This is a genomic window from Pedobacter jeongneungensis, assembly GCF_039538295.1.
GTDB classification, from domain to species: Bacteria; Bacteroidota; Bacteroidia; order Sphingobacteriales; family Sphingobacteriaceae; genus Pedobacter; species Pedobacter jeongneungensis.
On the sequence record NZ_BAABBY010000010.1, the window covers coordinates 80,136 to 104,800 of the forward strand.

Below are 24,665 nucleotides of genomic sequence, written 5' to 3' on the forward strand. Positions count from 1 at the left end.
ATAGAAATTAACGTACGTTAGGATTTTTGTCTAATTCATCCTGCGGAATCGGGAAATATAATTTTGAAGCATTCAGGTTATAGTTCAGGTTTGCTCCTGTACCATCAACCTGTGCATTCATAACCGGAATTACCCTGTTTGTTCTTAATAAATCAAACCAGCGGTGACCTTCGAACGCCAGTTCCAGGCGACGTTCGTTTTCAATTGCTAAACGCATGGATGCCTGGTCTGTAGCAGGTGTGGCGCCCAAATTAACGCGGCTACGGATCTGATTAACCAATGGGGCAGCAGTTGACCACCCCGAAGCACTTAACTCGTTTACAGCCTCTGCTTTTAATAAAATGATATCAGCCAATCTCAAAATATAGTTATCAGATTTATCATCTGCACGGTATTTATTGATGTATGGGTAATTGGCCTTTGACCAGTAAGAATCGCTCCAGCCTTCTGATACCACATTATTAAACTTGATGCTCGAAGCCTTGCGGATCGCATCGCCTGCATCATCAAATGCTTTAGCTAAACTATTGGTAGGCGTGTTAAACCTTTTCCAGCCTGTACCAACCAATACGCTGGGCATCCAGTTGCCGTGTAAACCTCCGTAACCATCGTACTGCATTTCCCAAATGGCTTCTGAATTGTTTTTGTGGTTAGAATCCCAAAGGAAATCGTAATTTGAAATCAAAGAATAACCACCGCTAATTACCGCATCGCAATAAGTGTTAACCTTAGTCCAATCCGGAGTCGATTTACTTGCATATACTTTAGCCAAAAGTGCATTTGCCACGCCTTTAGTCATAATGCCTTTAGTAGGGCCTGCAACACGTGCATTGGCTGCACCATACTCCAGATCGGAAATGATCTGTGCATAAATGGCATCTACACTTGCTTTTGCAGGGTAGAATTCGGCATCGGTTGTAGGTACTTTAACCACTAACGGAACCGAACCCCATGTTCTTACAAGGTTGAAGTACATGTAAGCCCTTAAAATGCTGGCTTCTGCAAGGATTTGTTTACGTCTATCACCTACATCAAGTTTTGGATCTTGTATATTTGAAATATTGGTAATGATAAGATTGCAATTTTTAATATCGCTATATAAAGCATTCCAATCTCTTCCTACGTTACCGTTTGTAGAGTTTACTGTAAATAGATCCAACTGGATATTGGCCGGGTTATCTCCACCGGCATAAGCATTATCCGATCGTACATCACCATTTGTCATGTAATCCCAGATATGGAAATCGTTGTACATCCCATCGTATGCACCCTGGATTAGTTTCTCTGCTGCTGCTGCATCTGCAAAAGCTACATCAGGACCTACCTGTGTAATGGGAGTTTGATCTAAGAAATCTTTTTTACAGCTGCTCAATGCCAAAGTAATGGTACCCGCTGCAATTAATGAATATATTTTAAGTTTCATTGTTGTCTGAATTAAAAGCCTACGTTAACACCAAATAAGAAAGTTCTCGATTGAGGATAAGTACCATAATCGATACCCATTGCTGGTCCGTTGGCCGAGTTTACGTTAACCTCCGGATCAAAACCTGTGTATTTTGTAAAGGTTAATAAGTTATAAGCAGAGGCATAAAGCATTACTTTGCTCATTTTAAGTTTACCTAGCGTAGCTGCACCAAAATTGTACGATAATGTGGTGGTTTTTAAACGCAGGTAAGAACCATCTTCAACAAAACGGCTGGAAGTTAAAGTGTTGTTCGTGTTATCTTTTATTGCTCTCGGAATATCGGTAATCTGTCCTGGCGTTGTCCATCTGTTTAACACCACGGCCGATTGATTTTTAGAATCATTCATGCCTTCCAGTTCCATTCTCGATGCATTGAACATCTGGTTACCCTGAACACCCTGGAAGAGGAAGTTTAAACCAAAGTTGCCAAATGTAAACGTGTTGTTAACACCATAGGTGAATTTAGGTTGTGCCGAACCGATAAAAGTTCTGTCATCCGCATTAATGGCACCATCTCCATTTAAATCCTGATAAATGATATTTCCTGTTTGAGGATCTACACCGTTTGAAACATAACCGTAAAAGCTACCCAACGGACGACCGGTTACCACTCTGATTGCAGCATCACGCTCATAAATACCACCAAAAGTAATCGAATTTACTTTATCACCTAAGCTGGTTACTTTATTGCGGTTTAAAGAGAAGTTGATGTCGGTTGTCCAGGTAAATTTATCTTTTATAAAGTTTTTGGTCGTTAAAACAAACTCTAAACCTTTGTTCTCCATATTACCAACGTTTGCGGGAATACTACCGAAACCGATTGAGTTAGGCAAAGGCTGGTTAATTAAAAGGTCCTTAGTTTTCTTTAAATAGGCATCAGCAGTAAAAACCACGCGACTGTTGAACATAGATAAATCTAAGCCAATGTTGGTCTGTGTGGTTTCTTCCCATTTCAATCTTGGGTTTCCGATTTGTGCAAGTACGTAGGAACCTTGAGTAGTTGGATTATATAACTGTAAATAAGAATAATCTCCAATGCCCTCATCATTACCCACCTTACCCCAGCTCGCCCTTAATTTTAAATCGTTGATCGATTTTACATCTTTTAAGAAATTCTCGCCGGAAATTCTCCATCCTACTGATGCTGAAGGAAAATAACCGTATCTATTCTCTTTACCAAAGCGTGATGAACCGTCGGCCCTGAAATTAGTGCTGAATAAATATTTGCCATCATAAGCATAAGTTAAACGCGCTAAGTACGAACGTTTAGACCACTCAGATGCATTTGGCAGTTGTGGTGGAATTGAAGTACCATGATCTAAAAGCTGACCATTTGCACCGATAAAATTCTGCTCGTTATAAGCAAGGTAATAATATTTAGATTGTTGCAAAGTCATACCCCCAGTGGCTGTAAAAGCATTTTTACCCCAGTTTTTGGTATAGTTTAAAATGTTTTCGTTTAACCAGACATGGTCGGTACTGAAATTAGAATTGATAATTCCTTTTTGTGTTCTGCCATAATCTGTTGAATACGGATCTAAGAAATAAGAATATCTGTTATCGTTATTGTTTGTACTGATACTCGATTTGAAAGAGAAATCCTGTGTGAATTTAATTTCAGCAGCAAAAGCACCTAAGAAACGGAAGTTTCTGTTTCTGTTTCTTGCAGCGTTAGCATTGGCCACAGGGTTTTCTGATCCGCCTTTGTAAGGGTTAAATGCATAAGTGCCATTAGCTGCATAAACGCCAATGGTAGGAGGGGTGGTTAATGCCGATAAAATGGTTCCGCCTCTTGCTACGTTAGCGTTATCGCTTACATCTATCGAGTTATTTTGAGTAATGGCCGCATTACCGGTTAATTTTAACCATTTGGTAATGTTTTGTGAACCATTAAAGTGGATGGTGTATTTATCCAGTTTTGCTGGCGATACCACACCTTTATCTTGTTGATATCCTGTTGATAAGGAGTATTGTCCGCCTTTTACACCGCCAGAAATAGATGCCTGATAGCTGTTCTGGGTTCCTGTGCCAAAAGTAAGGTCTTGCCAGTCGGTATTCTCATTACCTAAACCGTTGGTATCATAACCCAGTTCTTTCATCAGGGCGATGTATTGGTCCCTGTTTAACACATCCTGTTTTTGCCAAAGGTTAGAAAAACCTGTAAATGCATTAAAGGTTGCGCGGATTTTATCAGACGATCCTTTTTTGGTGGTAATCAATATTACACCATTTGCACCACTCGATCCGTAAATCGCGGCAGCTGAGGCATCTTTCAAAATGGTTAAACTTTCAATATCGGTTGGGTTTAAGAAACTCGCATCGCGTGAAGTTACCCCATCAATAACATACAGCGGACTGTTAGATGCATTGATTGAGGTGTTACCGCGGATGGTAACCGATACGCCCGATCCTGGCTTTCCTGATTGTGAAGTAATCTGCACACCGGCAGCCTTACCCTGAATAGCCTGAAGCGGATTGGTTACTGGCTGGTTCTCGATATCCTTTGATGATAACGATACTACAGCTGTTGTTAAATCTTTCTTAGTTGTGGTACCATATCCGATTACGACCACCTCATTTAACTGTTGGTTATCGTCAGATAAAGTAACGTTTACGGTTGTACGTCCACCCACCGCTTCTTCTATCGTTTTATAACCAATAAATGTAAATTCTAATGTTGAGTTTTGTGGAGCGCTGATTGTATATCCACCATTATCTCCGGTAGAAGCCCCCTGGTTAGTTCCTTTCACTTTTACAGATACGCCAGGCAATGGTAATCCCTGCTTATCTTTTACCAAACCTTTTACAGTAATATTCTGTGCCATACTCAGTGAGATACCGCATAGAATACACACCATAAGCAATGTAAACTTTTTTCTCATAATTTTGCTCATTGATAATATTATATGCGGTAAAGTTAACACCCAATTAATGTTAAATACAAGCATTTTGAATGTTAAATTTTTTGTAACTATCTGATATTTAGGTTTTTGTGATGATTTCGATACGCTTTAATACCGTTGTTGAAAAGGCCTTTTTAATGCTGATAATCAGCGTTTAAGTAGCTTAGACAAGTCGTATCCCGGTTACAATCTGATACGCTTAAATACCCTTTCTTTTTTCTTGAAAAAAGCATTAAAACAAACAAAATTGTGACGGATTATGAGGGCTAATTACTCAATTACAAGCTGGCTCCAGCCATTTTTGGCGGTTTTTTTAAGCGTTTTCTTCCGGTCTTCCATCACTTTTTTAATGCGCGAGCCAAACGTCCAGCAGGTACTTTGCCTGATGGAGAGTAGTTCTGAGAGTTTATGTGAGGAGATTTTTCCTTTAGAAGAGTAAATCAGGAAAATCATATAAAACGCTTTATTAATCGGGATGCGGGTATTATGGAAAATGGTATAGGTAGTTACCGATTCTTCATAACCACATTTGCTGCAACGGCGACTGTGTAAAATATGTCCGGCAAAATAATGATCGTTGCTACATTTGCGGCAGTGGTAACCATTACTCCATTTTAATTCGGCAAGAAATTCGTAGCAGGTTTCTTTATCAGGATAAATTTTACTGAATTCCTCAAAATCAACCTCGGTAGACATTACCCTGTCTCGAGTTACCTTTTCTACACTGGTTTGCAGTTCTTCATTATCATGCTCCAGCAAAACGTTCATCCGCGAAATTTCTTCTGCCTGTTGTTGTAAAAGGGCGTTAGCTTCTTCTAAAGCCTGATTTTTACTTTCAATAATCAGCGATTTGTGATAAACCTCACGTGTACGTTCTTCTACCTTGCTTTCCAGTTCCTGGTTAATACTATCTTTCAGTTTGGCATTTACAGCCATCTGCCTGATGATTTTTTGCTGTGCTTTATCTTTTTTCACTTTAAGGATCCGCACTTTATCGCCTATGGCAAATGATAGAAAGATCATTTCGAGCACAAAACAGAAACTTAAACTGTAATAACTGATGGCCCCAAAATTTAACCAGCCAATGCCCAGCATAATCAGGAATTTCAAGGTAAAGCCTGCAAACAAGAAACTATAACCCAAAACAAAGAAACGTGCTGGTTGGTAGCCATTTCTGTAGATATAAATGCCTGTAAAAAAAGCAACCGACAGTGGAATAGCTTCTATAAATTTATAGCTGAACAGCGTTTGATCGAACAGGTAACAATAGGCGAAGAAAACTATCCTGAGAATAATAACTCCTATAATAAACCTGTTTAACTTAGGCGCTTTGGCCTTAACATATAAAAGTTCTCGCGTAAATAACAGTGCAAAAATACTGGTGGCACAGAGTGCAAAAGCATAGGCAACCTGGTTCCATGCAGGTGCATTGGGCCATAAATACTGATAGGCAATCCCGTCGGTACTCATTTCGAAAAAGCCGACGCTTAAATTATAGAGTACATAATAGAGGTATTGCTTTTGCCTGATGGCAATAAACATAATGAGGTTGTAGAAACTGAAAACCAGGATCATTCCATAAAAAATCCCGAAATAGAAATACTCGTCCAGGGCATATGAAATAAACCATTCGGTGGTTCTTAATACAATAATGATATCGGCAATTTGAGAGGAATTGATTTTGAAATAGTAGGTCTGTGTTTCGTTCCCTTCGTTTTGAAGCGGAATTTCGAAGTTTTTATGGTGAATGAGCCGGTGACCAAAATGATTGGCATCACCCAATTGTTCAACAGCATATTTTTGATTGGCCTGGGGAATGTAGGCGGTAATATGGTCAATGGTTTGGTCGAAAAATTCGAGCAAAAAGGGTTTATCTGCCTTGTCGTTCTGTTTAATTTTAATTCTGAACCAGTATGTTTTGTTGAGCTGTTTGGTTTGCGGCGTACTCGTTAGGCTGGCTTTAAATTTTTGATCAAACGCCCTACTGTTAATTTGGTCGAAAGTGTAGCGGTTGCCGGCATCTTCCAAAACCTCAATTTCTTTAAAAGTGAAGATATGCTGCGGCACAGAATCCTGCATTTCGACTATTTTCTGCGCTTTTAAGCTTGAAACAGAAAACAATAGCAGGATAACAGCGAAAAAAGGGAAACGCCTAAAATGAATTGGTGCCAGCATGATCTGCAAAGGTACAAATTTGTAACGATGACGTATCGGTCAGGTTATCAGCCGAATTTCATTTTAAAAAATTAACGAAATGCTGGTGCCTTTATGCTCTTCAGATTTAATATCCACTTTAATTTTATGAAATTTGGCAATACTTTGAACTATGGCCAGACCTAAACCGAAGCCATTTTCTTCACTGTTACCACGTTTAAAGCGGTCAAAAGCGTTTTCTACCAGTTCAGCGCTCATGCCCGATCCGGTATCGCTAATGGTGAGTATATATTTTTCAGCTTCTGTTTTATCGCTAATGGTAATCGAGCCTCCATCTACATTATATTTGATCGCATTATTAATAATATTGATCAAAAGGGTATGAATTAAGGCCTTATTGCCTGTGAAATGGAAGTCTTTGGTAAGCTTAGACTGATAATTGATCTTTTTATCAATAATTCTGTCCTCCAGGTCTTCGTGAATATCGGTTATCTCCTGTTTTAAGCTAATTTCTTCTGTTTTTAGGTATTGATTGTTCTCTACCTTAGAAATCAGTAATAAACTATTGATAATCAGCTTTAAACGGTTTAATGTTTTTAAAGAAGCGTAGATTTTATTTTCGTGCTCTACCGGAATATCTGGTGTATTGAGCATGTTTTCGAAGCGTGTGCTTAAAATGGAAATAGGAGTAAGCAACTCATGCGAAACATTGGCAATAAACTGTTTTTCTAAAGCAAAAAGGGTGTTTATTTTTCGCATTAACGAATTGATGCTATTATCTAGAATTTTAAAATCGTTGGTGCTGGTTGGGATGTTCTGATAATTATAATGGGAGGGATCATCAACCAGGTTAATCTTCTTATCAATAATGAGGTAAAATGGTTTCAGCAGGAAGTTAGAAAAGGTAAAATCTGCAACCAGGGTAATCAATAAGGCGGCAACCAGCACAATCAACATGTAAAAACGGATTGAATTTTTAATCGATTGAAGCGCGGTCATTGTTTCGCCGATCTCCAGGTTGTACCAGTTTTTCTGGTAGGAAAACTTATAGTTCAGGATGCGGTAAACTTCTATATCGCCCTCTATCTCCCTTTTTTCGGTAAAAACCTTTGCGGTAGAATCCGACTGGTTATCTGCAATATCGGTTAAAACGATAAACTCTTCCTTTAAAATATTGTAATCGGTGAAAGATTGTTCTTTATTTAACAGACTGTCGATTTCATTATTACTTAAATGTTCGAGAATCTTATTTTTTTTTTTAATTAAACGGTTATCGAGCTGGTTATAGGCAAGTCGGTCTAACGAAAATAAAATGATCGAACCCAATACCAGTATGATGGCGATTTTGGTGATTGCATTGTATAGAGAAAACTTAACCTGTAACTTCATTTAGATGGATGATGTTTGATGTAAAATGGATAAAGGTTTATTTATCGTTGGGTTAACTGGTTAATTGTTTAAATCGGTTAATTGAACGCTAGCCGCCAAACGCACAACCCAAAACGCACTAGCAATTAATCCTGTAACCAATACTTCTCACCGTTTCAAACCAATCAGTAGGACTTAGGGCTGCTAGTTTTTTTCGTAAATTTTTAACGTGTACATCTACAAAATTAGAATCGGAATTTACTTCTAAAATATCACCCCAAACATGTTCTGTTAAGCTCATGCGCGATACTACTCGGTTTTTGTTCAGTACCAGGTAGTTAAAAATCTCGAATTCTTTTTTGGTCAGGTTTAATCTTTCTTCGCCAAAAGCCACCGTTCTGTTTTGGATATTGAGCAGAAAATCATGAACGTTGATTTCGTTTTTCTCCAGTTTATGTTTTCTTCGCGTAATGGCGTGCATCCGTGCCAAAAGTTCGTTTAACGAAAATGGTTTTGGCAGGTAATCATCTGCACCTTCATCAAGTCCTTTAATCCGGTCGTCTACAGCACTGCGGGCAGTTAAAATGATTACGGCATCATCGCGGTCTTTGGTGCTTTTTAGTTGCTTTAAAATATCGAAACCATCGCCGTCAGGCAAGCCTAAATCAAGCAAGATAAAATCGTAACTGTTTACAAATATCTTTTCTTCCGCAGAAGATTTTTTCCATGCATGTTCTACAATAAAGCCTTCTTTACTTAAGAATTCATCCATTTCGAGTGCCAGGCTCTTTTCATCTTCAACTATGAGTACATTCATTCTGCTAACTGTGTTTTAATGTTTAACCGCCATGCGCTTTGCGCTCAGCGCTATGTGTTTACCCTACAACTAAGTTAATATTTTTTAATATGATCGCACAGGCTTCTTCAATTTCTTCTTTGGTGATAATTAAAGGAGGGGCAATGCGCATGGAGTTGCTGCAATGTAAAAACCAGTCGGAAAGTACGCCATCGAGGATACAGGCATCAATTATTTTTTTGTTGATCTTAAAATTTTCGAATTCAACCGCCAGCATTAAACCTTTTCCTCTTATTTCTTTAATGGCAGGGTGTTTTAATAGTTGTTTAAACAACTGGCCTTTTTCTTCCACTTCATCCACAATGTGATGATCAACAAGTGTGCGTAAAGTGGCTAAACCTGCTGCGCAACAAACCGGATGGCCGCCAAAGGTAGTCATGTGGCCCAAAATAGGGGTATGCGATAAAACCGACATGATTTCGAGGGAACTGATAAAAGCGCCGATTGGCATACCGCCACCAATACCTTTGGCTAAAAGTAATACATCAGGCACTACATTGTAATGCTCGAAAGCAAACATTTTACCACTTCGGCCAAAACCCGATTGTATTTCGTCGAAGATTAATAAAGTTCCGGTTTCATTGCATTTAGCCTTTAAAGCCTGCATGTAACTTAAATCGGCCACACGAATTCCGGCTTCACCCTGAATGGGTTCTATAAAAACTGCTGCAATTTCTGTGGTGATTTTTTCGAGGTCAGCATGGTTGTTATGTTCGATAAAACTTACATGAGGCAAGAACGGACCATAGCCAGATGAATAAAAATCGCTTTCCATTAAACTCTCAGCACCCTGGGTACTGCCATGGTAAGCATTTTTACAGGCAATAAAACCTTTACGGCCAGTATAACGTTTGGCCAGTTTCATGGCGCCTTCAACAGCCTCGGTTCCTGAGTTTAAAAAGTAGGTACAACTTAAACTTTCGGGTAAAATATCAGCAAGGGCTTTGGCAAAATTTACCTGTGGTGTTTGCACATATTCGCCATAAACCATCAGGTGCATATAGGTTGCGGCTTGTTCTTGAATTGCTTTAACTACTGTAGGGTGGCAGTGGCCGACGTTGCTGACACCGATGCCGGCAATCAGATCTAGATGTTTTTTATTGGTAGTATCATATATATAAACGCCCTTTGCCCTGACAAATTCGAGCATGAGCGGTTCGGGAGAGGTTTGTGCATTGTGTTGTAAAAACAACTGACGTTGGGTAAGCATAGCACAAAAGTACGGAAATGATAGAGTGCTTTAAAACAAAAAAGACCTACATCGCTGTAAGTCCGTTTTATTATTGTCTTTGTCCGCCTTTAAACCTGTTCAGCAATTCCCGTTTAAAGCCCTCCTGGGCCCTGTAAAACTTGCCTACTACCTTAATCGGTAATGAAGATTTAAGTTTGTTGTAATATTTTTTATCCAGGTTGAGGTCTTTTTGCTTAAAATCGAATTCGCTCGTAATTAAACTTTGCACCTGCGCATCCGTTAAATTATCAATTTCGGTTGTTTTACGGAAAGAGATCATTTTCTGCATGCGCTCTTTACGCAGGGCATTTTGTTCTTCCTGCATATCGTTATAAATTGGCCAGAAAATTTTAGCTTCTTCAGGTGACAGATCCAGTTTTTGGGTAAAAAAAGCTATTTTAAGTGATTCTATTTCTTCTCCCTTTGGTCTTTGTGCCAAAAGGGTAGTCGGTAATAAAAACATTAAAGCAACAAATAGTAAATTCTTCATTTCTTTATTAATTATTTAGTTCCTGAGATAAATCGTTTGATGAAAAATTGCTCAGGATGTAGTTTTCCATTTCTGTATCTGACGCAGAAGTAGTTTTGGTATTTGATGAAGTGGTGTTTTGGGCTTCTAAATGATCAATGATCGTACTTTCATCAATATCATATAACATTTGTTCATTTACCGCTTCAGCAGATTGTACCTGTTGAACTGTTGTAGTTGTTGAACCATTCTGGTAAAAATAAACTCCAAATGAAGCCATTAAAACAAAACATGCCGCACTTGCATATTTAACAATATTACGGCGCCATAAAGGAATAATCTTTGCCTCTTTTTTAGATTCTGATGCTGCAATTCTATCCGTAATCCTGCTTTGTAAAGTATCAAAGTAATTTTCGGGTACTGCAAAAGTACTTTCTGCCTTAGGCATTTCTGCAAGGGCAATGTGGGTTTGTATCCGTTCCGTTAATTCTTCAAAATAATTCTGCGGAACTTTAAAATTATTGTCACTGGTTTTCTGTTTTAATCCATCTAAAAAGACAGCAGAAGAAATGGCCTCATCACAATTTTCGAAATATCCATCAGGAACGGAGAATGGATTGCGTTTCCCCATTGCCGCAAGGCCAGGGGCTTCGTTTATCCAATCGTTATTTTCTATATTTTCGTTCATCACAGATATATGATACAATTAATGTGAAAAGGTTTAATAGTCTATTTCATCATTTGTAATAAAAGCTTCAATTTTTTTTGCAGCGATGTGAAATGATGCTTTTAAAGCGCCTACAGAGGTGCCTAAAACTTCCGAAATTTCTTCATATTTCATATCATCAAAATATTTCATGTTGAAGATGATCCGCTGTTTTTCGGGAAGGGTAAGGATGGCTTTTTGCAGTTTGAGCTCGAGCTTGTCGCCGTTAAAGTAAGATGATGCAACCAGATTATCAGCAAGTTCGGATGATACTTCATCCAGGGGCGTGTTACTGCGCTGTTTTTGCTTATTTAAGAAAGTGATCGATTCATTTGTGGCAATGCGGTAAATCCAGGTATAAAGCTGAGAATCACTTCTAAACTTATCGAGGTTTTTCCACACTTTAACAAACACCTCCTGTAAAAGATCATCGCAATCATCATGGTTTAACACCAGCCTGCGGATGTGCCAGTATATTTTTTGCTGGTATTTTTTCAATAACAGGTTAAAGGCTTCATTTCGCGTTCGCTCAACGGCAAACATGGCAAGGATTTCTGAATCTTCAACTTGTTTCATTTATTTTTTTAGATGTGAGATACGAGATATGAGATGTGAGATTCGCTTAGACACAACGTCTCAAATCTCACATCTAATTTTTCATATCTAATGTTCCAAATCTATTTTTTTCTGCCAATTACTTTCTGTACCGCTTCAACAATGTTCACCGCATCTAAGCCGTATTTAGCCATTAACTGATCTGGTGTTCCGCTTTCGCCAAAAGTATCATTCGTCGCAACAAACTCTTGTGGGGTTGGCAATTCGGTAGTTAATAAACGGGCAACACTTTCGCCTAAACCACCAAATTTGTTATGTTCTTCACAGGTAACTACACAACCGGTTTTTTTAACTGATTTTAAGATCGCCTCATCATCCAATGGTTTAATGGTGTGGATGTTGATGATTTCTGCATCGATGCCTAGTTCAGCCAGTTTTTCACCAGCTTCAATTGCTTTCCAAACCATGTGACCGGTAGCAATAATGGTTACATCTTTTCCTTCGTTAACCATCCAGGCTTTACCGATCTCGAATTTCTGATCAGGATCTGTAAATACAGGAATAACCGGACGGCCAAAACGTAAATAAACCGGACCTTCGTATTCTGCAATGGCTAAAGTTGCTGCTTTGGTTTGGTTGTAATCGCAAGGATTGATCACCACCATGCCCGGCAACATTTTCATCAAACCGATATCTTCTAAAATCTGGTGGGTTGCACCATCTTCGCCCAGGGTTAAACCTGCATGAGAAGCACAGATTTTAACGTTTTTATTTGAATAAGCTACCGATTGACGGATCTGATCATAAACACGGCCGGTTGAGAAGTTGGCAAAAGTACCTGTGAATGGAATTTTACCACCAATCGTCATACCTGCCGCAATACCGATCATATTTGCTTCGGCAATACCAACCTGTGTAAAGCGCTCAGGGAAATCTTTGATAAAAGCATCCATCTTAAGCGATCCGACTAAATCGGCACATAAGGCAACCACATTTTCGTTTTTCTTTCCAGCTTCATGTAAGCCGGCACCAAAACCCGAACGTGTATCTTTTTTTTCTGTATATGTATATTTTTTCACGAGCTTATATTTTTATTTAAAGGTGTTCAAGCTTGCTTCGCAGGTTTTCATACCCCAAACCCCTAAAGGGGCTTTATTTGTAGTTAAAATTAAAAGTTATTTACTCCCCCTTCAGGGGGTAAGGGGGCTAGTAATCCCCTAAAGTTTCTGGTAATTGCGCTAAGGCTGCAGCTAATTGCTCGTCATTAGGCGCTGTACCATGCCATTTATGAGAACCCATCATATAATCTACACCAGCACCCATTTGCGTGCTCATTAAGTTTAAGATTGGTTTACCTTTTCCTGTTAAAGTTTTTGCATAATGTAAACCTTCAACAATAGCTTGCATATCGTTACCATCAGTATTGATTACGTGCCATCCGAAAGCTTCAAATTTAGCCTGAAGACTATCTAAAGAAAGTACTTTTTTAGTAGGACCATCAATTTGCTGGCCATTATAATCTACACTGCAGATTAAAGTATCTAACTCATGGAATGGTGCAAACATAGCAGCTTCCCAGTTTTGACCTTCCTGTAATTCTCCATCACCATGTAGGGTGAAAACGTAAGATTTATCGCCGTTTAACCTTTTGGTTAAGGCAGCACCGATAGCTACAGACATACCCTGACCTAATGAGCCTGAAGCTACACGGATACCTGGCAGGTGTTCGTGTGTGGTTGGGTGACCTTGTAACCTGGAATCCAGTTTACGGAAAGTTGCCAATTCACTTTTATCAAAATAACCTGCGTGGGCAAGGGTACTGTACCAAACCGGAGAAATGTGGCCATTAGACAGGAAGAATAAATCTTCACCAATGCCGTCCATACTGAATTCTTTCTTATGGTTTAAGACTTCGAAATATAGTGCGGTAAAAAAATCGGCGCAACCCAATGAACCACCTGGGTGGCCTGATTGACATCCATGAACCATTCTTACGATATCTCTTCTGATCTGAGAGGCAATATCTTCTAGCTCTTTAATTGTATGTTTCATTAAAATAAGAGGTTGTTGTTACATAGCAAAGGTAATATTTTACCCGCTATATCATAATTAGTTATTGATTAAATCGAGTACTTGTTGTGTTGAGTTTTTGGTGTCAACTTTTTTGATGATGTGTGCAATTTTTCCATCACCATTTATAATAAATGTAGTGCGTACAGTACCCATATATTTTTTGCCATACATATTTTTTTCTGCCCAAACGCCATAGTCGTTTACAATTTTCTGGTCGGTATCGGCCAGCAGGGTAAATGGCAGGCTGTGTTTGGTTACAAATTTCTGGTGCGATTTTTCATCATCAACACTCACGCCTAAAACTACAATGCCTTTAGCCTGTAAGCCCTGATAATTATCTCTAAAATCGCATGCCTCAGCGGTGCAACCCGGGGTATCATCTTTTGGATAAAAATAAAGCACCACCGTTTTTCCTTTATAATCACTTAAGGAAACTTCGCTGCCATTTTGGTCTTTTGATGTAATTGCCGGTGCCTGATCACCTTCTTTTAACTCTGCCATATATAATGATTGAATTTTGAATGTTTTAATGATAGAATGTTATTATCACGTGCAATTTAAACAGATTAATGTATTATACTGTTCGGGATATGTTAAAAGATGACATTTCTGCGTTCAAAGCATAAGTTTTTACGGCATCCTGATCATGAAATTCCTAATCCAAAAGATCCTGTTACTATCTGAAGAAATTGACGGTATATTTTCTTGTATTTTCTTTCATATCCGTTACAACCAGTTCTAAAGTATGCTTACCCGAAGTTGTTCTCTCATCAAAGCTATGCCAAAGTGTTGCCGTTTTGGTGTCGAACTCCATTAAAACCCATTTGCCATCAATGTAACCATTGAAGCTTTTGATACCTGATAAATTATCGCTGATTTTGAAAAAGATTTTAGATAAACCGACCATGCTTTTCCCTTCTGAAATATTGACCGGGAAAATCCGTGGGCCGATGGTATCAGTTGCAATATAAAAGCTGCCGAAGTTTTTAGGAGTAGCTTTAACGTAACCGTTGTCGAAACTTCCGCCTTGCGATGAGCCATTTGAATTTACAATCAGTGCTTTGCTTCTCAGGTTTTCTGGCAAATTATCAGCCTTAATCCAAAGATCGAAACCAATATGTAATGGGGTAAACCTGTTATGGATCTGGTGCACTGCCGACCATGCATTTCCTGCTGGCCGAGGTAATTTTTTATAGGTAAAATTTAAATCGCTATATAAAGTACTTTGCGGAAAAACCACTTTGACATCTTCAGCATTAAATTCGTTTACCTTATTATAAGGATAAATGATTCCGGCCGGCACTACCGGCGTTACAACCGGCGCCGAACCTGCATTTACGGTAAATGGCAGAACAGATGCATTTCCTTTCGAATCGGTAATGATGTAGCGGAGATGATGCTGGGCGCCATCGTTAAAGTTGATACGGCCGTTATTAACTAATCCACTATAAATTTTTAAAGGATTTCCCGGATCTACAAAACTTTTCTGGATGCTTCTTTTGGTATTTAAATAGGTAGGATAATCGATATGCGAGTTGATGGCCTTACTATCTTCGAAAGCAAAGCGCTCCAATGCGGAGGTGTACACCATTTTACCATCAACTTCTAACTGAATGGAATATACCCCGTTTGTACCCGATAAACCATTATGGCGATCGGTTACTACGATACCAAAACCTACTTCGCCGGTTAAACTGACTGGAGCAGCGGCTTTATAAGTGCCGTTTGCACCGGTAATGGCGATGGCCTGTTTGGGAGTAGATTCGTTAAAAGTTTTGCCATTTAAACGGTAAACATATAATCCATGGATTACCGGCGGAATATTATCGGGAATTACAATTCCAAAAAACTGTGGATTGATGGTTTCTTCTGTTTTGGTATCCCTGATTTCGAAATGCAAATGCGGACCGCCCGAACTGCCGCGGTTACCCGACCAGGCAATAATCTCACCTTTATGAACCGGAATCAATGTAGCATCAGGAAATTCGTCAATCTCGAAAGATTTCTTTTCATACTCGAGGTTTTTAACAATGGTTGCAATTTTTGGTGCAAAACGTTGCAAATGACCATAAACTGTGGTAAAGCCATTTGGATGATTAATGTACAAAGCCTGTCCGAAACCACTGTTCTGTACCCTTAACCTCGAAATATAACCATCAGCAACGGCGTAAACAGGATAACCTTCGCGCTGATTGGTTCTGAAATCGATTCCAGAGTGAAAGTGATTACCTCGGATTTCACCGAAAGAGCCTGCAAGGGCAGGGGGAGTAATATCTAAAGGCTGTCTGAAATCGGTAATCGGGTATTTATTGTTACTAAAAATCTGTTGTGCCTGAACAAAAGTTGAAGCAATTAAAAGGCAAATTGAAACGGAAAATTTTAACTTGTACTGGATCGGGTTTTTAATCATTCGTTACTTTACATCAAAATTTAAAAGTTGCTTTCCTTCCAACCAGGCTTCCAATTTGTCGCCACGGTTTGTTTTGCCAACACCCTGCGGCGTTCCTGTGAAAATTAAATCGCCTTTTTTTAAGGTGATGTACTGGGAAACAAAGCTGATTATCTTCTCGAACGAGAATAATAAATCTTTAGTATGGCCAACCTGACGGCTTTCCCCGTTTACTTTTAACTCGAAATTTACGTTATAAAGGTCTTCGAAATCGCTTTTTGGAAGAAAAATACTGATGGGTGCCGAATTATCAAATGCTTTGGCCAGCTCCCAGGGCAATCCTTTTTCTTTATGTTTCGCCTGAATATCGCGGGCTGTAAAATCGATACCCAAACCCACTTCATCATAATAATTGGCCGCAAACTTTTCGGCAATGTGTTTTCCTTCCTTACAAATTTTTAAAACCACCTCAAGTTCGTAATGCACATCATCCGAAAAATCGGGCAGGTAAAATGGTTTATTGTCTTTTAAAACTGCGGTATCAGGTTTCAGAAAAATTACCGGGGTAGTTGGAACAGGATTGTTCAGTTCTTTTGCGTGTTCGGCATAGTTTCTGCCAATGGCGATGATTTTCATTTTTTAATTAATTTTTTGGTTATGACCAAATTTTGAATTTCTCCAACTATCCAAAAGTATTCTTTCTTTAGCTGTGTCGATTGTTATAATATTAACAGTAAAGGCTTTTTTATCAAAAAGCCTGCTATATATACACCAATGCATAGTGGTTTTGTTTTGATAATCGACCCCTATCTTAAATGTATAAAACTTGAGCCCATCAATTACTTCCAGGGTACTTGATGAATCTAATTTGGAAACCGCAGGGTTTTTGAGCGTTTCATATATCATTTTATTTACATCTTTAAACGACCTGGAATAATCCCTATCGCTGCTGGAAAATGGCTCATATAGGGCTTCAAGATAGTTAGCTTGCTCATTCTTAAATAAGAAAATGTTGTTTCCCTTAAACTCAACATTATCTCCGTAATTATCTTTGAGTTTGTTTGCGCCCATTTCCTGTTTTTTCTCTCTCTCGGCTGCGCTTACTTCTTCAAAATTTTCAGGAATTGCGATTTCCCATTTAAAATCTTTGTTGTAGAATACTCTTTTTTTAATAGATAAGGATTGTTCAGGCGATTTCTGCTGCTGGCAGCTTTGTAATATTAGCATAAATACAAGTAGAACAAAAATTTTCATAATCTGTATCGTTTAAGAATATTCTTCAATATTCCTTCAATAAAAGAATATCTCTTAGTCAAAAATAGAAAAGAAAATGATGTTATAAAACAGAGATGCGTTTTACCTGACTTTCTGACCCTGCAATTACCCTTAAAAAGTAAATGCCCGGGTTTATTCTGTTTGGAATGTTAAAGGTTTTGGTTTGCTCGCCTGCATTCAGGCGTTCGTTGGCAAGCGTTGCTACCTCATTACCTAATAAATCGATGATTTTAATAGTGGTCTGAGTGCCATCTTTTCCAATAGAAAGTATAATATTAAGTTGTTCTTCTACCGGATTGGGATATATTTTTACAATCGTTAACAATTTATCCTTTGCTACAACCGTTGTATTTTTGGTTGTCGTTGAATAAGTATTGAACATTCCTGAACCTCCAATAGACATGTAGAGCGGTTTGTAAGGCGTAATGTTGGCTTTAATTTCAGGAATTCTGCCTACTTTTTTGGTTCTGTTTTTTAAGCTAATGTGAATACTATCAGCTTGTTGCGCCATAGAATTTACGTTGCACAGCAATGCGATGCACAATGTGCATGCTATTTTTGTGAGTAACGTTATCTTAGCGTAGAGTTTCATCAAATTGGTATAGCAAATGTATTAATTTAAAACAAAGAAATTAAACATTTTGTTTAAAAGCCATAATTTAACACAATTTAACAATAAAAAATTATTTTCATAGTGTTAAAAATACACAATAATTTGGTTGTTAAATTGTTATAGTTAGTTTACTTTTGCCGCACTAAAAATATCAACGAAGTGTCAAATCATAAAAATGTCAACGCGTTAACCGCCGGCGGTGTTCTAATTAGTTTAGGAATTGTGTTCGGTGACATTGGAACATCACCTTTATACACACTCAACGCAATTTTTACCAGCATATTAGGTGTAAAAGAAGGCATTGCGCACCATCCGGGGTCTATTACCACTGATGTAGTACTTGGAGTGCTTTCCTGCATCATCTGGACATTAACCTTACAAACCACCATTAAATACGTAATCATAACCTTAAGGGCCGATAACAAAGGTGAGGGAGGAATTTTTTCACTGTTTTCTCTGGTGAGAAAAAAGGCAAAATGGTTAATTGTGCCTGCTGTTGTTGGAGGTTGTGCGCTGCTTGCCGATGGTGTAATTACGCCGAGTATCACGGTAACATCAGCAATAGAAGGCTTAACCAGTAAATTCGATATACCTGTAGTTCCGGTAGTAATTGCCATTTTAACGGTGCTTTTTATTATCCAGCAATTTGGAACCAACCTTGTAGGAAAGCTTTTCGGGCCGGTAATGTTTGTCTGGTTTACTGTTTTGGGTATCGCCGGACTTTTATTTATCGTTAAAGACCTAAGCATATTAAAAGCACTTAATCCTTATTACGCCATACATTTGCTGGCTACAAACAGTAAGGCATTTATTATTTTAGGTGGTGTTTTTCTTTGTACCACCGGGGCCGAGGCCTTATATTCAGATTTAGGTCACTGCGGACGGAATAACATCAGAATTAGTTGGATTTTCGTAAAAATAACCCTGATTTTGAATTATTTAGGTCAGGGGGTTTGGATTTTACAGAATGAGGGTACTTTTATTCCAAGTTCAAAAATGAATCCTTTCTTTCAGATTATATCTAGCCATTTCCAGGTTCCGATGGTAATTCTGGCTACTATGGCTGCAGTTATTGCCAGTCAGGCCTTAATTAGTGGTTCATTTACGCTGATATCAGAAGCGGTACGTTTAAACCTTTGGCCAAAAATCAAAATCGTTTATCCATCTGTTCAAAAGGGACAGCTTTATGTACCTTCCATCAACTGGATGCTTTGGCTGGGCTGTTGTAGTATCGTTTTCTTCTGGAAAGAATCTTCTAAAATGGATGCTGCCTATGGTCTTTCCATTACCATAGCAATGTTGATGACGACCATTTTGGTAAGTGTTTATTTAAGGAGCAAACGTTTCCCCAAATACCTCATCGCCATTTTTATTTCGGTGTATGTTGTTATAGAAGGTACTTTCCTTTTCAGTAACCTGCACAAGTTTTCGGATGGTGGCTGGTTAACCGTATTAATTGGTTCGGCACTGTTTACCGTGATGTGGAGCTGGTTTATTGCCCGCAAGATTAAAAACCGGTTTGTTAAATATGTAGAAATTGAAGATTATTATCAGATTTTAAGCGAATTAAGTAACGACGAATCTGTTCCGAAATATTCTTCTCAGCTGGTTTATTTAACGAGTGCAAACTTTAAAACAGAAATAGAATCTAAAATTATTTATTCGATTATCCAGAAGGAACCAAAACGTGCTGATGTGTACTGGTTAGTGCACGTTGATGTAATGGATGAACCTTATACATTAGATTATAAGGTGGAGTTCTTAATTCCCGGAAAGCTGATCAGGATCGATTTCAGGTTAGGTTTCAGGGTAGAGCAGCGTGTAAACCTGCTTTATCGTAAAGTGGTTGAAGAGTTGGTTAAAAACGGCGAAATTGATATCACCAGTCAATATACCTCGTTAAACAAGCATAAAATTGCCGGCGATTTCAGGTTCGTGCTTTTAGAAAAACACTTGTCTAAATTTACCAAACTGAGTTTCTATGAACGTACCATTATGGATTATTACTTTATCCTTAAAAAATTAAGTTTATCAGAAGAGCGCAGTTTTGGCTTGGACAGCAGTTATGTGGATGTGGAGAAGGTGCCGTTGATTTTCGTTACCCCGGATGACATTGAATTGCACAGACTCCCCGTTTAATTAATGAGAACTGCGCTTTTGATTTTGGGTATTGTGCTATTTATAGCAGGTCCCGCAGCTAAGATATACCATCTTGATCATGCGAATAATTACATGATCGCATCAGGATTAGGTCTTATAATGATTACAGCAATGGCTTTTATTAAGAAGAAATAAATAAGATCCTCTTTCTGTGAAGGGGGACTATTGGTTGGTGTCTCACCGACCGAAATAAAGGATTTTGAATTGAACGACGTATTTTTATTGGGGGCTCACTGGCGGAAGTAATTAATCTCTAAAATGTATAAGGATTTTGAATTGATCAATTCCTGTTTCATAAAAGTTTGCGCTGCTCCATTCATATCTTTAGGGTGAGTACATAAATTCCATTTCTCTTTAATTGGATTATCATCGATATAATCTAGTTTTTGTATTAAAATACTTTCACGACTTAATGGAATAGCCAGTGGATCTCTTTTCCAGAATTGAAAAGTCCTGTCATTCTTTTGAGAACGATATTGGTTTATAAGTATAGGATTATTAACTAAAAAATACTTTCTGAACTCGTGTGCTGTGAATTTAGTAAAGCTGGCAGCTGGAGATTCTTTTCCGTTTAATTTAAGCATATTCCATATCAAATGGATGTGATTAGGCATGATAACATAGCCGTATATCTCAATAAGCTTTTGATCAACTAAAAACTTCAATGAATTTATGATGATCATTTTCAAGTTATCATCATGTAATAAATGTGCGAAATTACAGATGGTATCTGTATAAAAATATGGATAATTATAATCCATTTGTCCCTGTCTTTTATGGAAGATGTTCATAGTTTTATCAGTATTTAAGTTGCAGGGACAACCTATATACAAGATACAAATATTAGAATTATTTTGTTTCGGTTGGTGAGACACCAACCGATAGAGCCAAAGGCCCCTGCTTTTGAATAATCATAACCCTTTAACCTGACCGATCTCCGATGGTGTATTAAAGGATTGTACTTCATTTACTAAAACTAAACCTCAGGATGTGCCAGTTTACTATGCCTGTAACCGTAAGCAAAATAAACCACAAGCCCTACTACCAGCCAGATCCCAAAACCAATCCAGTTGGAGATGCCCAGTTCACACATCATATATAAACAGCTGATCAATCCTAAAACCGGAATTAATGAAAGGTTTTTGGTGATGCAATAATAGGTAATTATAATGCAGATAATCAAAAAGATCCACATTGGGATTTTGTGTTTAAACAAGCCCCAGCCGCTTTCATATTTCTTTTCTACCGGTACTTTTGAAGCTGATATAAACTGTTCGTAACGATCAGCAGGTAAGGCGCTTAGATAAGATTCAGCATCAACTTTCTCTGTTAATATAATCTGTGGGGCAGCATTTCTAACTATTTCTTCCTTTACAATTTTTAGCTCATCGCCACTTAAAGAAGTAACAAAAGTTACCGTTTGAATGGTTTTAGGTGAATTGAAGAAGAATGCTTTGGTTTCCTTACTATATTGTGTAAAGGCGAAAATGATTGTTGCGATAAATATTACAGGAACAATAAATTTACTGTTTACGTAAGGGATTTTGAACTTTCCGCGTTGTACATCCGGTCTGTTTTGCAATACTAAAACGCCTGCACAAACCAGTACAAAAGCGAATAATGTTCCGATAGAACAAAGATCGGTAACAATGGTCAGGTTCATAAACAGTGATGGAACAGCAACCACAAACCCCACCACAATAGTGGCAAATGAAGGTGTTTTATATTTCGGATGGATTTTAGAAAATGATTTAGGTAATAATCCGTCCCTGCTCATGCTCATCCAGATACGCGGTTGTCCCATTTGGAAAACCAATAGCACACTGGCCATGGCAAATACCGCACTTACTGCAATAATACCACTCATTAATTTTAAATTAATCTGGTCAAAAACAAACGCTAAAGGATCGCCGACAGCTAAAGTATCTGATTTAACAATACCCGTTAAAACCAGGGCAATGGCAACGTAAAGTATGGTACAGATGATGATTGCCCACATCATACCGCGGGGTAAATCACGCTGTGGATTCTTACATTCTTCAGCTGTGGTAGAAATAGCATCGAAACCGATATAAGCAAAAAATACTGCAGAAACGCCTTTTAAAACCCCTGAAACACCGTTTGGAGCAAAGGGATTCCAGTTTTTCGTATCAACATAAAATATGCCAACCGATAAAACCAAAAGAATTACAGCCAATTTAACTACCACCATGGCATTGCTTGCGTTGCGGCTTTCTTTCATACCGCGGTAAATTAACCAGGTAATCAATATGATAATGCCTAAAGCCGGAATATCTGCCACAAGGTGAAAACCACCTATTTGTGGTGCGGTAAGCCAGGCATTGTTGGCCAGAGCCGTAGCCGGATCCAGGCCTGCCAGGTTTTTACCAGCCGCCAAAAGTGCCTCCGCATGTTTATGTCCGTTATAAGCGCTTAGGTAATCCATTGTCATCCAGTCGGGTACATGAATGCCATCTATGCCGAGAAAAGGTATTTTTATCGTGGAGAGTAGTCCGGTAAAGTAATCAGACCAGGATATGGCTACGGTGATGTTCCCTATGGAATATTCCATAATGAGCGACCAGCCGATAATCCAGGCAACAAGTTCGCCAAAAGCCACATAAGAATAAGTATATGCACTGCCCGAAACCGGAACCATTGAGGCAAATTCTGCATAGGCAAAGGCTGCAAAACTACAGGCAACTGCAGTAAAAATAAACAAAAAGATTACTGCCGGACCTCCATCGGCACTTGCTTTACCTATCGTACTAAAAATACCAGCACCAATAATTGCTGCAATCCCAAAAGCGGTTAAATCGCGAACACCTAGTGTTTTACGTAATGTGTTTTCATGGTCGCCATAGCCTTTTGCTGCATCTTGTAATATCTTGGAAATGGATTTCTTTCTGAATAGCTTTTCGAACATCTTTTGTTTGATTGTTTCTTCAAACTTATAAAAAGTTTGGTTAAAAACGTTTAAAGCCGCATATAATTTTCATTACAGATGGTTTTAAGGATAAAACGGGTTTAAAAATTGTATGATTATTGATTTTAAGTCAAAAAAGGCAATTATTTGGCTAGAATAATCCTTTATTTGATTCGCATAATTTTAGGCTTTTTAAAAGTTATATTTTTGCCGCTGTTTGATCGAAAAAGGTTATACAATGCCATAAAACCTTGTTTGATTAGAATATTAATGACAACAGGGTAGTATCATGACCGCAAATACAACATCAATTAGATATATCAAAGCACATAACCAGGGCATTGCCACATTACTGGCCTTTGCCTTACTTCCTATTTCGGGCTTTGCCACAGACATTTATATCCCTTCATTGCCTGATATGGCAGGGGCAATACAGGTAAGCAATGTTCAGGTTCAGCTTACCTTAAGTATTTTCTTAATCAGCTATGGTATTTCGCAGCTTTTTATTGGCAGCGTACTCGATAGTTTTGGCCGGTATAAAATTTCACTCTATGCATTATTGATTTTTGCCGTAGCCAGTATTGTTATTGCCACAACGCATAACATTTACCTTATTTATTTCATGCGTGTTATCCATGGGGTAACGGTAGGTGCAATTGTGGTGGCAAAAAGGGCATATTTTGTCGATCTTTTTGAAGGCGATCAGCTAAAACATTATTTGAGTTTATTTTCCATCATCTGGAGCACCGGACCAATCGTTGCGCCATTTATAGGCGGTTATCTGCAAACCGCTTTTGGCTGGGAATCTAATTTTTACTTTTTAGCCGGATTTGCAGTCGTTTTTGCAGTGTTGGAAATCATATTCAGCGGTGAAACCTTAAGGCATTTTACCGATTTCCAGCTGAAGAAAATAACAGGCATTTATGCCGAAATGATTAAAACCACCAGTTTTACGCTAGGTATTGTAATGCTGGGTTTGGCCTATTGCATGGTGATGGTTTACAATATGACAGGACCATTTATCATTGAGCACCATTTAAATTTTTCTCCGGTGGTAGCAGGTTATAGCTCACTGTTTCTGGGTTTCGCCTGGATGGTTGGTGGCTTTATCGGTAAAGCAACCATTAATAAACCCTTTTTTAGAAGATTAATGATCAATTCGCTGTTGCAGGTTGCTTTTGTAGTACTAATGATTGTGAGCTTAAATTTCGTGTCTAACTTATGGTCGTTAATTTTCTTTGCTTTTATTATCCATGTCGGTGCAGGCTATACGTTTAATAACTACTTCACTTTCTGTTTAAGCAAGTTCCCTAAAAATGCAGGAATTGCAGGTGGCCTGACAGGTGGTTTCACCTATGTAATTGTTTCGCTATTGAGTTATGGTGTGGTAAACCTGATCCCTGCCAAAGATGAACGAAACCTAAGTTACAGTTACCTGGTTATGATCCTGTTATCGGTTTTAGTCATGTTTATCATCTCAAGGATTCGGAAAAAGGAAGTTGTTTTATAGTTTATTGGCCAT

General features: G+C 38.4%; 20 protein-coding genes. 2 read left to right on the forward strand and 18 right to left on the reverse strand.

What is annotated here, in order from left to right; translation table 11 throughout:
* Window positions 1-7: 7 nt before the first annotated feature.
* The 16 genes from ABD769_RS19475 to ABD769_RS19550 form a co-directional block, all read right to left on the reverse strand.
* Window positions 8-1,423 carry a RagB/SusD family nutrient uptake outer membrane protein gene (locus ABD769_RS19475; protein WP_344853027.1) on the reverse strand — a complete coding sequence of 472 codons (1,416 nt, stop codon included), beginning with the start codon at window positions 1,421-1,423 and terminating at the stop codon, window positions 8-10.
* An 11-nt stretch (window positions 1,424-1,434) separates the two neighbouring features.
* On the reverse strand, window positions 1,435-4,347 hold the full coding sequence (locus ABD769_RS19480; RefSeq protein ID WP_344853028.1) for a SusC/RagA family TonB-linked outer membrane protein: 2,913 nt from the start codon (window positions 4,345-4,347) through the stop codon (window positions 1,435-1,437).
* Between the two features lie 291 nt (window positions 4,348-4,638).
* Window positions 4,639-6,543, reverse strand: a complete 1,905-nt coding sequence (locus tag ABD769_RS19485; protein ID WP_344853030.1) for a 7TM diverse intracellular signaling domain-containing protein — start codon at window positions 6,541-6,543, stop codon at window positions 4,639-4,641.
* Window positions 6,544-6,606: 63 nt separating this feature from the next.
* Complete coding sequence (locus ABD769_RS19490; protein WP_344853031.1) at window positions 6,607-7,911, reverse strand: sensor histidine kinase; 1,305 nt, start codon at window positions 7,909-7,911, stop codon at window positions 6,607-6,609.
* A 118-nt stretch (window positions 7,912-8,029) separates the two neighbouring features.
* Window positions 8,030-8,707, reverse strand: a complete 678-nt coding sequence (locus ABD769_RS19495; protein WP_025145709.1) for a response regulator transcription factor — start codon at window positions 8,705-8,707, stop codon at window positions 8,030-8,032.
* Window positions 8,708-8,765: 58 nt separating this feature from the next.
* The gene (locus ABD769_RS19500; protein WP_344853032.1) at window positions 8,766-9,956 is read right to left on the reverse strand and encodes an aspartate aminotransferase family protein; all 1,191 of its coding nucleotides are present in this window, start codon (window positions 9,954-9,956) and stop codon (window positions 8,766-8,768) included.
* 70 nt (window positions 9,957-10,026) lie between these two features.
* Window positions 10,027-10,467, reverse strand: coding sequence for a hypothetical protein (locus ABD769_RS19505; protein WP_344853033.1), 441 nt, complete (start codon window positions 10,465-10,467; stop codon window positions 10,027-10,029).
* A 7-nt stretch (window positions 10,468-10,474) separates the two neighbouring features.
* Window positions 10,475-11,134: a hypothetical protein gene (locus ABD769_RS19510; protein ID WP_344853034.1), complete on the reverse strand. Its 660-nt coding sequence runs from the start codon at window positions 11,132-11,134 to the stop codon at window positions 10,475-10,477.
* Window positions 11,135-11,167: 33 nt separating this feature from the next.
* Window positions 11,168-11,728, reverse strand: coding sequence for an RNA polymerase sigma factor (locus ABD769_RS19515; RefSeq protein WP_344853035.1), 561 nt, complete (start codon window positions 11,726-11,728; stop codon window positions 11,168-11,170).
* 101 nt (window positions 11,729-11,829) lie between these two features.
* The gene (locus ABD769_RS19520) at window positions 11,830-12,786 is read right to left on the reverse strand and encodes a transketolase family protein (RefSeq protein ID WP_187591410.1); all 957 of its coding nucleotides are present in this window, start codon (window positions 12,784-12,786) and stop codon (window positions 11,830-11,832) included.
* Between the two features lie 127 nt (window positions 12,787-12,913).
* Entirely contained in the window at window positions 12,914-13,759 is an 846-nt protein-coding gene (locus ABD769_RS19525; RefSeq protein WP_344853036.1) for a transketolase, read from the reverse strand.
* Between the two features lie 57 nt (window positions 13,760-13,816).
* Window positions 13,817-14,281 (reverse strand): thioredoxin-dependent thiol peroxidase, encoded by a 465-nt coding sequence (gene bcp / locus ABD769_RS19530; RefSeq protein ID WP_344853037.1) that lies wholly within the window; start codon window positions 14,279-14,281, stop codon window positions 13,817-13,819.
* Between the two features lie 175 nt (window positions 14,282-14,456).
* Window positions 14,457-16,190 (reverse strand): M23 family metallopeptidase, encoded by a 1,734-nt coding sequence (locus ABD769_RS19535; protein ID WP_344853038.1) that lies wholly within the window; start codon window positions 16,188-16,190, stop codon window positions 14,457-14,459.
* Window positions 16,191-16,193: 3 nt separating this feature from the next.
* Window positions 16,194-16,805: a fumarylacetoacetate hydrolase family protein gene (locus tag ABD769_RS19540; RefSeq protein WP_344853039.1), complete on the reverse strand. Its 612-nt coding sequence runs from the start codon at window positions 16,803-16,805 to the stop codon at window positions 16,194-16,196.
* A 3-nt stretch (window positions 16,806-16,808) separates the two neighbouring features.
* Window positions 16,809-17,423, reverse strand: coding sequence for a hypothetical protein (locus ABD769_RS19545; RefSeq protein ID WP_344853040.1), 615 nt, complete (start codon window positions 17,421-17,423; stop codon window positions 16,809-16,811).
* A gap of 82 nt (window positions 17,424-17,505) precedes the next feature.
* Window positions 17,506-17,955 carry a T9SS type A sorting domain-containing protein gene (locus ABD769_RS19550; protein ID WP_344853041.1) on the reverse strand — a complete coding sequence of 150 codons (450 nt, stop codon included), beginning with the start codon at window positions 17,953-17,955 and terminating at the stop codon, window positions 17,506-17,508.
* Between the two features lie 261 nt (window positions 17,956-18,216).
* Between ABD769_RS19550 and ABD769_RS19555 the strand changes: the two genes are divergently transcribed.
* Window positions 18,217-20,196: a KUP/HAK/KT family potassium transporter gene (locus ABD769_RS19555; protein WP_344853042.1), complete on the forward strand. Its 1,980-nt coding sequence runs from the start codon at window positions 18,217-18,219 to the stop codon at window positions 20,194-20,196.
* 251 nt (window positions 20,197-20,447) lie between these two features.
* Here ABD769_RS19555 and ABD769_RS19560 read toward each other — a convergent pair whose 3' ends face one another.
* The gene (locus tag ABD769_RS19560) at window positions 20,448-20,978 is read right to left on the reverse strand and encodes a transposase (protein WP_344853043.1); all 531 of its coding nucleotides are present in this window, start codon (window positions 20,976-20,978) and stop codon (window positions 20,448-20,450) included.
* 215 nt (window positions 20,979-21,193) lie between these two features.
* On the reverse strand, window positions 21,194-23,143 hold the full coding sequence (locus ABD769_RS19565; RefSeq protein ID WP_344853044.1) for an amino acid permease: 1,950 nt from the start codon (window positions 23,141-23,143) through the stop codon (window positions 21,194-21,196).
* Between the two features lie 289 nt (window positions 23,144-23,432).
* Here ABD769_RS19565 and ABD769_RS19570 point away from each other — a divergent pair, with 289 nt between their 5' ends.
* Window positions 23,433-24,653: an MFS transporter gene (locus ABD769_RS19570; protein ID WP_344853045.1), complete on the forward strand. Its 1,221-nt coding sequence runs from the start codon at window positions 23,433-23,435 to the stop codon at window positions 24,651-24,653.
* Window positions 24,654-24,665: the final 12 nt, after the last annotated feature.